The sequence below is a fragment of the Streptomyces sp. enrichment culture genome (genome assembly GCF_964272855.1).
Taxonomy (GTDB): domain Bacteria; phylum Actinomycetota; class Actinomycetes; order Streptomycetales; family Streptomycetaceae; genus Streptomyces.
Genome location: NZ_OZ186847.1, coordinates 3,449,382 through 3,462,286 on the forward strand (window position 1 = coordinate 3,449,382; position 12,905 = coordinate 3,462,286).

9 protein-coding genes are annotated in these 12,905 nt (G+C 74.3%); 4 read left to right on the plus strand and 5 right to left on the minus strand.

The features are described from left to right. Positions 1-147: 147 nt before the first annotated feature. From ACSU6L_RS14615 to ACSU6L_RS14630, 4 genes are all read right to left on the minus strand, one after another. Complete coding sequence (locus ACSU6L_RS14615) at positions 148-870, minus strand: hypothetical protein (RefSeq protein WP_437057043.1); 723 nt, start codon at positions 868-870, stop codon at positions 148-150. Between the two features lie 330 nt (positions 871-1,200). After that, the gene (locus ACSU6L_RS14620; protein WP_437057045.1) at positions 1,201-2,445 is read right to left on the minus strand and encodes a VWA domain-containing protein; all 1,245 of its coding nucleotides are present in this window, start codon (positions 2,443-2,445) and stop codon (positions 1,201-1,203) included. Continuing rightward, positions 2,442-4,751, minus strand: coding sequence for a DUF5682 family protein (locus tag ACSU6L_RS14625; RefSeq protein ID WP_437057047.1), 2,310 nt, complete (start codon positions 4,749-4,751; stop codon positions 2,442-2,444). The genes ACSU6L_RS14620 and ACSU6L_RS14625 overlap by 4 nt, the downstream gene beginning before the upstream one ends. 205 nt (positions 4,752-4,956) lie before the next feature. Continuing rightward, positions 4,957-6,078, minus strand: a complete 1,122-nt coding sequence (locus tag ACSU6L_RS14630; RefSeq protein WP_437057049.1) for an ATP-binding protein — start codon at positions 6,076-6,078, stop codon at positions 4,957-4,959. A gap of 145 nt (positions 6,079-6,223) precedes the next feature. Between ACSU6L_RS14630 and ACSU6L_RS14635 the strand changes: the two genes are divergently transcribed. Beyond that, positions 6,224-7,576: an SWIM zinc finger family protein gene (locus ACSU6L_RS14635; RefSeq protein ID WP_437057051.1), complete on the plus strand. Its 1,353-nt coding sequence runs from the start codon at positions 6,224-6,226 to the stop codon at positions 7,574-7,576. Positions 7,577-7,688: 112 nt separating this feature from the next. Continuing rightward, a complete protein-coding gene (locus ACSU6L_RS14640; RefSeq protein WP_437057053.1) occupies positions 7,689-9,341 on the plus strand; it encodes a DUF5691 domain-containing protein in 1,653 nt (550 codons plus the stop codon). A 7-nt stretch (positions 9,342-9,348) separates the two neighbouring features. Here the strand turns inward: ACSU6L_RS14640 and ACSU6L_RS14645 are convergent, their stop codons facing one another. Beyond that, positions 9,349-9,765 (minus strand): cobalamin B12-binding domain-containing protein, encoded by a 417-nt coding sequence (locus ACSU6L_RS14645; protein WP_073940457.1) that lies wholly within the window; start codon positions 9,763-9,765, stop codon positions 9,349-9,351. Positions 9,766-10,146: 381 nt separating this feature from the next. On the opposite strand from ACSU6L_RS14645, the gene ACSU6L_RS14650 reads away from it, so the two are divergent. Next, a complete protein-coding gene (locus ACSU6L_RS14650) occupies positions 10,147-11,070 on the plus strand; it encodes an esterase/lipase family protein (RefSeq protein ID WP_437057055.1) in 924 nt (307 codons plus the stop codon). A gap of 259 nt (positions 11,071-11,329) precedes the next feature. Beyond that, positions 11,330-12,856, plus strand: coding sequence for a peptidoglycan DD-metalloendopeptidase family protein (locus tag ACSU6L_RS14655; protein ID WP_437057057.1), 1,527 nt, complete (start codon positions 11,330-11,332; stop codon positions 12,854-12,856). The last annotated feature ends 49 nt before the right edge of the window (positions 12,857-12,905 follow it).

The window sequence follows — 12,905 nt, forward strand, 5'->3', positions numbered from 1 at the left end:
CGCCGGGGAGTCCGTCGGCTCGGCGAGGCGACGGCCGGGAACCGGACGGACTCCGGGCTTGGGGACATTCCGGAGGTGGGAACTCCGGGTGGCTGGGCAGACCTGTTCCGCCCCCGCGCGGCAGGTCAGGGCGGGGGAAGGGCCTGCCTAGCCGGGGAAGACGGGAATGTCCCGGTACCGATCCCGCGTCTCGCCCGCCTCGGCCCGCGCGAGACCGCCCGGCACGAGCGACAGCGCCGGCCGGTGCTGCACGGTCACGGCGTACGCGTCACCGTGCCGCGAGCTGCCGTTGTCCGCGGCGGTACGACTGCCGAGGACGCCGTTGCCGCCGTCCGCGGGCGCGGGGTGGGCGGGGGCGTGCCCGGCGCCAGTACCGACGCCGATGGAGTCACCGTCGGCGGAGAGTTCGACGGGCGCGGGTGCGGTGGTGGCGGTGAGGGTGATGGTGCGGTGCGGCCCGTACTGAGGGCGCGGCTCTCCGGAGTCGTCCGCCCGGTGGGAAGACACCGCCTCGCGGTCACCGGACCCGCCCGGGGCCGACGACTCCGGCAGTTCCGGCTGCGGTTCCGACGGCTGCTGCGGCTCCTGTGGCTCCGGGAGGACGTCGACCGGCGTCGGAACCGGCTGCTCCGGGAGTTCGGGCAGGTCCGGAAGGGACGGGTCGTCCGGCGTACGGGGGATGGACGGGAGCGAGGGCAACGACGGCGCCGCCGTCCGCCCCTCGGCCAGCGTCCGCGTCACCGACTCGACGACACCCCGGAGGGGCTGTACGGCCCCGACACCCGCCTGGACCTTGGCCTTGAGCTCGTCCTGGGCCTCGGTCGGGGCCTGGGCCTCCGGCGAAGCCTCCGTGACCCTCTCGGCGCTCACCGGCGAACCCTCAGCCGCCTCGGCCTGCTCTCCGCACAACACCCCGAGCAGGAACAAACCTCCGACCAGCATGGCCAACTGCAGCGCACGCCACCCGGCCGCGGCGCGCAGCACACGCGCAGCGGCACCAGGCAGGACTGCTGACCAGGTCAAGAGGGGAAGGTTCCTCCGTGCGACGGGGCGGGGCGGCGGGGCAGGGCGGCAGACGTCAGTGAAAGCCCTGGGAGGCGTCGATCCTCGCACGGGACTCCTGAGGTTGCGCAAGCCCCCTGTTACCGATGGGTAGTCATGTCCCCTTTCCCGCAGGTCTCGTACCGTGCTTCCCGGTCGTCACACCGTGTCCGGTATCGGCAACGGCCGCTTCTCGATCGCCGCGGCCATCACCTCCGGGAAGAGGTCGGGCGTACAGGCGAACGCCGGTGCCCCGAGCGCCGCCAGCGCCGCGGCGTGGTCCCGGTCGTACGCGGGCGCCCCCTCGTCCGACAGCGCGAGCAGTGCCACGAACTGCACGCCCGACGCCTTCATCGCCGCGACCCGCTTCAGCATCTCGTCGCGTATGCCGCCTTCGTAGAGGTCGCTGATCAGCACGACCACCGTCTCCGCGGGCCGGGTGATCTGCGACTGGCAGTACGCCAGGGCCCGGTTGATGTCCGTGCCGCCGCCCAGCTGGGTGCCGAACAGCACGTCGACCGGGTCGTCGAGCTGGTCGGTGAGGTCGACGACGGCCGTGTCGAAGACGACGAGCCGCGTGCTGATCGACCGCATGGACGCCAGCACCGCACCGAACACCGAGGCGTACACCACCGACGCCGCCATCGACCCGGACTGGTCGACGCACAGGACGACGTCCTTCCTCACGGACCGCGCGGCCCGCCCGTACCCGATGAGCCGCTCCGGCACGACCGTCCGGTGCTCGGGCAGGTAGTGCTTGAGGTTCGCCGCGATCGTGCGGTTCCAGTCGATGTCGTGGTGGCGGGGACGGCCGACGCGGGCGCTGCGGTCCAGCGCGCCCGTGAGGGTGGCCCGGGTACGGGTGGCGAGCCGCTTCTCCAGGTCCTCGACGACCTTGCGCACGACCGCCCGTGCCGTCTCTTTCGTCGTCTCGGACATCGCCTTGTTCAGCGAGAGCAGCGTGCCGACCAGGTGCACGTCGGCCTCGACCGCCTCCAGCATCTCCGGCTCCAGGAGCAGCGTGGACAGCCCCAGCCGGTCGATGGCGTCCCGCTGCATCACCTGGACCACGGAGGACGGGAAGTACGTCCGGATGTCCCCGAGCCACCGCGCCACGGACGGCGCCGACGCCCCGAGCCCCGCCGCCCGGTCCTTCCCCGTCGACGCCCTGTCCCACTTCCCGTACAGCGCGCTCAGCGCGCCGTCCATCGCGGCGTCCGGCCCGCCGAGCGCGTACCCGGTGCCGTCGGCCGCTTCCCCGCCGAGCACCAGCCGCCAGCGCCGCAACCGCTCCTCCGCCGCACCCGTCGCCTCGGTCGGCTCGGTCGGCTCGCTCGGCTCGGTCGGCTCGGTCGGCTCGGTCGGATTGATCATCTGGGCCGCCTGGGTCGCCTCGGTCGTCATGTGCCCACCCCCGCCGGTCGGTTCTCCTCGCTGTCCAGCCCCAGCAGCAGCCGCACCACCGGCACGACCGCGTCCGCCCGTTCGGCGTCCGGCTCGGGCGCGAACCCCGGCAGGCCGCTCCCGGTGCCGGCCACGCTCCCCCGCGCACCGGGCCCGCGCCGCACCAGCTCGCCCAGGGTTCTGCGCACACCCGGCTCGTACGCCGAGAAGGTACGGCGCAGCAGCGGCAGCACATCCGTGAACGCCTCCGCCGGCACCCGGGTCAGCCAGCCGTCGACCAGGCCGAGCAGCCGCTCGTCGTGCACGAGCAGCATGCCGCCCCCGCCGCCCCCGACGAACCCCTCGATCCACGCGGCCGCGTCCCCCGGCGGTGTCCCCGGTGACAGCGCGAGCCCCATCAGCCGCGCCACCTCCTCCTGCTCCAGCGCCCCGTCGTCCAGCAGCAGCCGCACCGCCCGGCCCCGGAGCACACCGGGCACGGTGTCCCGCGCGGACAGCACCCCCAGCACCGCCTGCCAACGCCCCCGCAGGCCTTTGCGGTCGTCACGCGGCTCGGTGGCGGATGCCGTCTCGCCCAGCAACCCCACCGCCCCGTGCACCGCGTCCACATGACGCCGCATCTCCTCGGCCGCGTCCGCGTCGAGCGCGGCGCACGCCGAGGGCAGGCCGACGAAGACCCGCTCGGCGAGACCCGCGGCGACCTCGGCCAGCGCCCCGGTGTCCGTGCCGCGCACATCGCCGTAGCGCAGGGAACGGACGAGCGCGGGAAGCGCCTGCGCGAGATGGCCGACGTCGGTGTCGAGGGCCGCGCGGTCGACGAGCACCCGCATCACCGTCGGCAGCGCGTCCGGCAGTTCGGCCAGCAGGCACTGTTCAGCCAGCGCGGTGACCTCGGCGAGGCCCCGCGCACTGACCGCGTCGGCCTCGGCCTTGGCGGTCGCGGCCCCGAGCACCGTCGTCCCCCACACACCGGCCTCCGCGACCCGCACCGACAACTCCGGTTCCCAGCGCAGCCGCCAGGTCTCCCGGAAGGTGCCGGTGCCGCCGCGCGAGACCGCCGGTTCGCCCCACGCCACGCCCAGCAGCCGCAGCCGGTGCAGCAGCCTGCTCCGGTCCGCGTCGGTCTCCTTGCGGAGGTCCAGTTCCAGCTCGCGCTCCGACGCCTCCGGCTTGAGCCGCAGCCTGCGCTGGAGCCGGGTGAGGTCCCGCTGCAGCGGCACGGCGGGCGCCGACGCCGGCACCTGCCCCATGACGTCGCCCACCACCAGCCGGTCGTGCACCAGCGCCAGCGGCACGTCCGAGCCGTCGCACATCACCGCGCGGACGGCGTCGGTGGTCTCGCCCAGCCCGGGCAGCGGGCGGCCGCGCAGTGCGGCGAGCGTCTCGGCCAGCCGGACCGCCTCGATGACATGGGCCGAGGAGACTAGCCGGTCCTCGTCCCGCAGCAGCCCGGCCACCTTGGTCATCCACCGTTCGACGGGCCGGTCCGGCGCGGCGAACAGATGCCCGTACCAGCCCGGCGAGTCGATGCCCGCCCCGTACCCGCCGGCTCTGGCCAGCCGCCGGTACGTCCACGGCACCCAGGTCATGTCCGCCTTGACCTTGGGCAGCCCCTTCAACAGGGCCCGGTCGGCGGCGACGGTGGTCCTCTCCCGCAGCGCGGGCACATGCCAGGCCCCGCAGACCACGGCCACACCGCCCCCGAACTCGCGCCGCGCCGCCCGGACCTGCAGCCGCATGTACGCCTCCCGCACGAGGTCCCGGTCCTGGCCCCCGACGCCGTACACCTCCCGCAGCGAGCCCATGGCCTCCTCCATCGCGGCGAACGGCGCGAACGGGTCCCCGTCACCGGCCCCCCGGTGCTCGACCACGTCCTCCCACCAGCGCTCGGGGTCGTCGTAACCGGCGGCCTCGGCGAGCACGGCCAGCGGATCGACCCGCACATCGGCACCGGCGGCGGACGGCTCCCCCGCGGCTTCCTCCGCCGTGTCCACGCCCCACGCCAGTGTGTGCGTGGCCGGCAGGTCGATGAAGCGGGCCGGGACGTCGTGGTCCAGCGCCCAGCGGACGGCCACCCACTCCGGGGAGAACTCGGCCAGCGGCCAGAACGCGGACCGGCCCGGTTCGTCCACGGCGTGGGCGAGGAGGGCGACTGGTGGCCGCATCTCCTCGTCGGCGGCCAGCGGGATCAGCGCGTCGGCCTCGGGCGGGCCCTCGATCAGCACGACCCGGGGCAGTGCCGCGTCCAGCGCCGCCCGCACGGCCCGCGCCGACCCGGGCCCGTGATGCCTTACGCCGAGCAGCAACGGCTCGACGGAACCGGGCCGTCCACCCGGAGCCGCCGTCCCGCCACGCCCGACAGCCTCGCCAATACCGCCGTTCCCGCCGTTCCCTACCGCCTCACCCCCGTCGACGCCCGTCACACCGTCCCCCCTCGCCTCCGCGGCCACCCCAGGTCGTTGCCACTGCCGTTGCCGCCGCCGTTGCCGCTGTTCTCGCCGCCGTTGCCGTTCACGCGCTCACCTCCCGGCACGCCCGGTAGAAATCGGTCCAGCCCTCGCGTTCGCGGACCACCGCCTCCAGGTACTCCTGCCAGACGACCCGGTCGGCCGCCGGGTCGCGGACCACGGCGCCGAGGATGCCCGCGGCGACGTCGCCCGGCCGCAGCACGCCGTCGCCGAAGTGGGCGGCGAGAGCGAGGCCGTTGGTGACGACGGAGATGGCCTCGGCGGTGGACAGGGTGCCGCTGGGCGACTTCACCTTCGTCCGGCCGTCGGCGGTGACGCCGTCGCGCAGTTCGCGGAAGACGGTCACGACCCGGCGGATCTCGTCGATGCCGTCGGGCACGGCCGGCAGGTCGAGGGAGCGGCCGATCTGGCCGACGCGCCGCGAGACGATGTCGACCTCCGCCTCGACGCTCTCCGGCAGCGGCAGCACCACCGTGTTGAAGCGGCGGCGCAGCGCGCTGGACAGGTCGTTGACCCCGCGGTCGCGGTCGTTGGCCGTGGCGATCAGGTTGAAGCCGCGGACCGCCTGCACCTCCTGGCCCAGTTCCGGTATCGGCAGCGTCTTCTCCGACAGGATGGTGATCAGCGTGTCCTGCACGTCGGCCGGGATACGGGTCAGTTCCTCGACGCGGACCGTCATCCCCTCGGCCATGGCCCGCATGACGGGGCTGGGCACCAGCGCGTCCCTGCTCGGGCCCTGGGCGAGCAGGGACGCGTAGTTCCAGCCGTAGCGGATCGCCTCCTCCGGGGTGCCGGCCGTGCCCTGCACGAGCAGGGTGGAGTCGCCGCTGACCGCGGCGGCGAGATGTTCGGAGACCCAGGTCTTGGCGGTGCCGGGCACACCGAGCAGGAGCAGGGCACGGTCGGTGGCGAGGGTGGTGACGGCGACCTCGACGAGGCGGCGCGGGCCCACGTACTTCGGTGTGATCACCGTGCCGTCGGGCAGTGTGCCGCCGAGCAGGTAGGTCGCGACGGCCCACGGCGACAGCTTCCAGCGGGCCGGGCGCGGCCGGTCGTCCTGCGCCGCGAGCGCGGCGAGTTCGTCCGCGAAGGCGTCCTCGGCGTGCGGCCGCAACGCCTCTCCCGCCGCCGGTCGCACGGGTGTCGGTTCCACGGACACGGACATGGCGAAGATCCCCCTCCAGCTCGGCCGGTTCGGTCTGCCATCAACCGTGCACCACGCCACTGACAATCCGTTCCGACCTGCGCAAACGCGCTCACGGCGGCGCTCGCCGAGCCGATTGTCAGTGGCGGGACTTACCTTCGATGACATGACTCAGCAGGGGGTGCGCTGGACGGCGGACCAGGTGCTGGCACTGGCGCCTGACGCCGCGTCACGCAAGGCGGGCGGCAAACTCGGCGCGGCCGGGCCGTGGTCCGAGACGGGGACGGACGGGGGGACGGTGTGGGGGCTGTGCAAGGGCAGCGGCAGCAAGCCGTATCAGACGGTCGTCGATGTCACGGACGCGTCGCGCCCCGCGTACACGTGCGGTTGCCCGAGCCGGAAGTTCCCGTGCAAGCACGCGCTCGGACTGCTGCTGCTGTGGGTCGGCGGGGACGTCGCGGAGGCACAGGGCCGGGCACCGGACTGGGCCGGGGAGTGGCTGGCCGCCAGACGACGGCGCGCGGCGGAGCGGGACGCGGCCGACGCGGGGGGTTCCACGCCCGGTCCGGGTGATCCGGAGGCGGCGCGGCGCCGGGCGGCGCGCCGGGCCGAGCGGGTCACGGCGGGCGCGACGGAGCTGGAGCAGCGTCTGACGGACCTGCTGCGCGGCGGCCTGGCCGCGGCCGAGCAGGCGGGGTACGGGCTGTGGGAGGAGACCGCGGCCCGCATGGTCGACGCCCAGGCTCCCGGCCTCGCCTCACGGGTCCGGGAACTGGGGGCGATCCCGGCGTCGGGGCCGGACTGGCCGGTGCGTCTGCTGGAGGAGTGCGCGCTGCTGCATCTCCTCGACCAGGGCTGGCTGCGGCGCGAGCGCCTGCCGGGCGCCCTGGCGGCGACGGTCCGCTCCCGTGTCGGGCTGCCCGCGTCGGCGGACGGCCCGCCGGTGCGCGACCACTGGCTGGTCCTCGCTCAGTACGACGTGGCGGACAGCCGCCTGACGACCCGCCGTATCTGGCTGTACGGCGCCGAGTCGCGCCGCACCGCGCTGCTCCTGTCGTACGGCGCCGCCGGCCGCGTGCCGGAGCTTGCGCTGCCCGTCGGGCTCACCCTGGACGCGGAGCTGTCCGCCTACCCGGGCGCGGGGCAGCCGCGGGCGTCCCTGGGCGAACGGTTCGCGCCCCCCGCGCCGTCGGCGATACGGCCACCGGGCGTGACGACGGCCGAGGCTGCCGCCCGTTACGGCGAGGCGCTGCGGGACGACCCGTGGCTGGACTCGGTCCCGGTCACCCTCGACCGGGTCGTGCCGGCCCCGGACGGCGACTCCTGGCAGCTGGCCGACGCGGACCAGGACACCGCCCTGCCGCTGACGCCGTCGGCCCGCTCCCGGCCCGGCCTGTGGCGCCTGGTCGCGCTCTCGGGCGGCGCCCCGGTCACCGTCTTCGGGGAGTGCGGCCACCAGGGCTTCACCCCCCTGACGGCCTGGCCGCGGGGCGCCGGGGAGGCGGTGCCCCTGCACTGAGGCCGCAGCCCTCCTCCTGCCGTCCCGGCAGGCGTGTCCGTCCCGCCGAGCGGACACCCGCCACCGATGGGCCCTCGACCACTCCGGCAAGCGCCCGGAGGAAAGGAACCTCGTGACCAGGACCTCCGCTCCCGCGCATCCGCCCGCCCCGGGCGCCTGGGAGGAGCTCGTCACCGCCGCGCTGCTCGGCACGGAGCGCCGTACGCCACCCGGCGTCGCGCCGGGCCCCCAGGCGCCGGCGGCGCTGCTGGACGCGGCCGCCGTGGAGACCGTACGGAGACGTGCCGGGCTGCGCCCCGCGCGGGCAGCGCGGCGCCCGGAACCGGCACCCGAGGACCCGCGCCCGGCGCTGCCCGCCCCGGCGGCCCGCAGGCTCGCGATGCTGCTCGCCGACCGGTCCGGCACGGCGGGCGGCGGGCGCCGGGGCACCGCACCCGATCTGATGGAGCTGCTGCCGCAGTGGCTGGCGACGGCCAACGCCCGCGGCTTCGCGGCGCCCCCGCAAGCCCTGCCCGCGTTGCTGGACGCGGCCCGGGGGCGCACGGATCTGCGGCCGGCGGCGCTGGCGTTCGCGGGGCCGCGCGCCCTGTGGCTGGCCCGGCTGAACCCGGACTGGCGGTTCGCCCTGCGCTCGGCACCCGGAGGCGATACGGCGCTCCCCCGGCCGACGGACGCGGACGGGGTGCGGCGGCTGTGGCAGGAGGGCCTCTTCGCCGAGCGGGTCGCCCTGCTGGCGTCGGTCCGGGCGCACGATCCGGCGGCCGCGCGCGAGCTGCTGGCCGGAACCTGGCCGACCGAGCGCGCGGAGGACCGGCTGATGTTCCTGGACTCGCTGCGCACCGGGCTGAGCCCCGAGGACGAGCCGTTCCTGGAGCAGGCGCTCGCCGACCGGAGCCGCAACGTCCGGGCGACGGCGGCGGAACTGCTGTCGGCGCTGCCGGGCTCGGCGCTGGCCGGGCGGATGGCGTCCCGCGCGGCGGCCTGCGTGGCCGTCGACCACACCGCCGACACCCCGACGCTCGTCGTCGAGGCACCGCACGAGTGCGACGCCGGCATGGAGCGCGACGGCGTGATCGCCAAGGCCCCGGCGGGGCGGGGTGAGCGGTCGTGGTGGCTCGGACAGCTGGTGGAGTCGGCGCCGCTCGCGACCTGGCCGGCCCGGCTGGGCGGCCGTACGCCCAGGGAGATCCTGGCCCTGCCGGTCGCGGACGACTGGCGGAGCGAACTGCACGCCGCCTGGTGCCGGGCGGCGGTCCGGCAACGGGACCCCGAGTGGTCCAGAGCCCTCCTCGGCACCCCCTCGTCGCCTGAGGCGGGCGGCCCGGGGGCGGTGTCCCTGGCCGAGCGGTCCAAGCTGCTGGGCACGCTCGACGCGGACGAACGGGCCGCGTGGGTGGCGGGGTTCATCGCGGCCCACGGCCTGTCGGAGGCGTTCCAGCTGCTCGGGGTGTGCGCGGTGCCGTGGGCCGCGCCACTGGGGCGGGCGGTGGTCGACGCGCTGAACATCGCGCGTGACGCGGGGAGTTACCCGTGGAGCTTCAGCGGGGTGATGGGACTGGCCGAGCGCTGCCTGGACCCGTCGGAGGCGCGCCGCCTCGACGGCCTCCTGGCCGCACCGGAGGAAGCGGAGGACGCGTCACCGGGGGCGGGCGGGTACTGGGCCGAGGCGTTCCAGCGTCTGGTGACCACGCTGCGGCTGCGGGCGGCGATGGCCGAGGAACTGGGACCGGCGCCGGTCGGCGGCGAAGCTCCGTCCGGCGCCTGACGAGGGGCTACGCCTCGGCCGGCTGCCGCACGTTCGCCCGCACCCATTCCACGATCGACGCCGTCGTCGCGCCGGGCGTGAAGATCTCCGCGACGCCCTTCTCCTTCAGCGGAGGGATGTCGTCCTCGGGGATGATCCCGCCGCCGAAGACCAGGATGTCCGCCGCGTCACGCTCCTTGAGCAGGTCGATCACCGCCCCGAACAGCGTGTTGTGCGCGCCGGAGAGGATGGACAGCCCGATCGCGTCGGCGTCCTCCTGGATCGCGGTGTCGACGATCTGCTCGGGAGTCTGGTGGAGCCCGGTGTAGATGACCTCCATACCGGCGTCGCGCAGCGCCCTCGCGATGACCTTGGCCCCGCGATCGTGGCCGTCGAGCCCCGGCTTGGCGACCACCACGCGGATCGGACCGGCTGCCACACCCATCACTGCCTCCATGAAGCGACTACATCCATCCGTACCGTCAAGCACCGCACACATCACATATGCCGCACTTGTGGCGCCCCTCACACACGCGCTGCGCGCGCACCGCGCGGTCCGCCACCACCGGGAAGTGAACGAACGTTATCTCCAGCATCCCGCAACCGGCAGTTTCGCGGTGGAGAGCGAGGGGGAAATCACACGTGGGACACATTCGCAGCGCACCGTTCCGAGCCGTCGCGACCCACCCGCCGCGGCAGCCGACGGCCCGCGGGCCGGGCCGGGACCCTGCGCGACGGGAGCCGCGTCGTCCACCTCCGCCGCGGCCTCCCCCAAGGGCATACGGGGGCCGGAGCCGTCCTCCCGCGTGCCGACAGGAGGTCGGCCATGAAGGCCTTACCGATCATCGGGGCGCTTCCGCCCCTTCCTTCACTGCCGCTGCCACCCGTCTGCCGCCTCCTCCCCGGCGGCCTGACCGGCCTGTCCACGGCGCTCCTGAAGGCGACCGCCCTGGAGATCGCGATCCTCGCGGGCCACCTCCTGCTCTATCCCTCCGGCATCACCCAGGAACGCCGCCCCCCGGCCCCGCCATCGCCTTCACGGTCGCCCGAGACGGCGCCCTTGCGGCTGCCGACGCAGGACCGGCCGCCGGTCGTCCTGCTGCACGGGTTCATCGACAACCGCTCGGTCTTCGTCCTGCTGCGCCGCAGCCTCGCCCAGCACGGCGGACAGCGGGTCGAATCGCTCAACTACTCACCGCTCACCTGTGACATCCGCACCGCGGCCGCCCTGCTCGGCCGGCACATCGAGGAGATCTGCGAGCGCACGGGCAGCGAACGGGCGGACGTGGTCGGCCACAGCCTCGGCGGCCTGATCGCGCGCTACTACGTGCAGCGGCTCGGCGGCGACCACCGCGTGCGCACGCTGGTCACGCTCGGCACCCCGCACTCCGGCACCCGGGTCGCGCGGCTCGCCAACGCGCACCCGATCGCACGGCAGATGCGCCCCGGCTCCGACGTGCTGGAGGAACTGGCGGGGCCCGCGCCCGGCTGCCGTACGCGGTTCGTCAGCTTCTGGAGCGATCTCGACCATGTGATGGACCCGCCGGAGGCCGCCCGCCTCGACCACCCCGATCTGGCGACCCGGAACATCCGGGTGACCGGCATCGGGCATCTCGCGCTGCCCGTGCACCCGGCCGTCGCCTCCGTCGTACGGCAGGTTCTCGACGAGGCGCATCAGACGGATTCGGGCACCCCCGCGGACGCCACCGCGGACGCCATTCCGGGCACCGGCGGCATCACCGTGGCCTGAGCATCCCCCACCCCAGGAATGTCTTAAGGGACCTCAACACCCGGTTGTCACAGCCCGTTCACCGACGTCGAAAAGCCGTAAAAAATCGAACGCTCACCGAACACAAAGCCAAAGTCGTGCCCGCCCTCCCCCGAAACACGGCCGAATGCCCGTTTCCCCCGCGCACGAAACCTGCCGAAGATTGTCGTGCCCGCGTACCGCCGGGTACAGTCGCCGCACTGCTCTGGCAGCCCCTGTTGTCGAGGCGAAAGAGAAGTTGGTGAACGACCGTCACCCGTCGGGGAGCATGACCACCCCGGCTCCGGCTTCCGACGCCGCCTCGGCGCCCTATGCGTCGTACGGCACCCAGGAAGCCCCTTACGGCGACCTCACCACATACGGCGGCTATCAGGCCAGCGGTTTTGACGCCGCCGGCCACCCGACCGGGCCCACCACGACGTTCCAGGCGGACCCGCTCTTCGGCGATCTGAACGCGGGCGGCCACGAGACCGGCGCGTACGACGCGACCCAGTGGTCCACCGGCAGCCACCAGACCCTCGGCCAGGACCCGTACGCGGCCCAGCACCACGCCGCCTACGACACGGGCGCCTACGACAGCACCACCTGGGCGACCGGCTACCAGCAGTTCGGCGGCATCCCGCACCAGGCCACGGCGCCCGACGTCAGCGGCCAGTGGGACGCGAGCGCCTGGCTGCAGCCCGAGCAGACTGGCGGCCCGGCCGACCAGACCCAGCAGTGGGAGTGGGGCACGCAGGTCTTCGACACCGGGGCGTACGACGCCACGCAGTGGAACACCGACGGCGGCGAGCCCGAGCAGCAGGCGACGGCGTCCTTCGACCAGGTCGCGTACGAGGACACCCCGTCCTACGAGGACGCCACCGGTTCCGGCTACGACGACGGCACCTCCTACGAGGAGCACGGGCAAACCGTTCCTCCGGAGGACGGCCCGGCCGCCACCGGCGAACTTCCCACCGTCACCGCGCTCCTCGACGACCAGGAGGAGAGCACCCCCGCCCCGGTCTCGCGCGCGGCCTCCCGCAGCGGCTCCCGCTCCCGCCGCCGTACGCCCGCCAAACGGTCCGCGCTGCTGACCGTCGCCGTGCCGTCGGCGTGTGTGATGGGCGTCGCGGGCATCGCGGCCGCCTCCGTCGGAACCTTCTCCTCCGACGACGCCCAGGAGTCCTCGACGACCGCGGCCGACGCCCAGCCGGTGAAACCGTCCGCAGCCAACAACAAGCTGGACACCCAGCTGGAAAGCCTCTCCGCCGAGGCCGACGACTTCGCCGACCGGGCCAGCCGGACCCAGGAGCGCATCGACCTCAAGGCCCAGCAGGAGGCCGAGCGGAAGCGCGCCGCCGAGGAGGCCGCCCGCAAGGAGCGGCTCCGCCCGAAGTTCGCCCTCCCGGTCGCCCAGCACGGACTCAGCGCCTACTACGGCCAGTCCGGCATCAACTGGATGTCCCTGCACACCGGCATCGACTTCCCGGTGGCCTACGGCACGACCGTGATGGCCGCGACCGACGGCACCGTCCGCACCGAGTGGAACAGCGCCTACGGCAACATGATGATCGTGACCGCCAAGGACGGCACGGAGACCTGGTACTGCCACCTCTCCACGTACCGCGTCGCCTCCGGTACGACCGTCAAGGCCGGCGACCCGATCGCGTACTCCGGCAACTCCGGCAACTCCACCGGCCCGCACCTGCACTTCGAGGTCCGCCCGGGCGGTGGCTCGGCCATAGACCCGCTGTCCTGGCTGCGCAGCCACGGACTGGAGCCCTCCTAGCCTTTTGCGCCGCAACCCCCGCCCGCTCCGGGCCGCAGCCCCCGCCGTG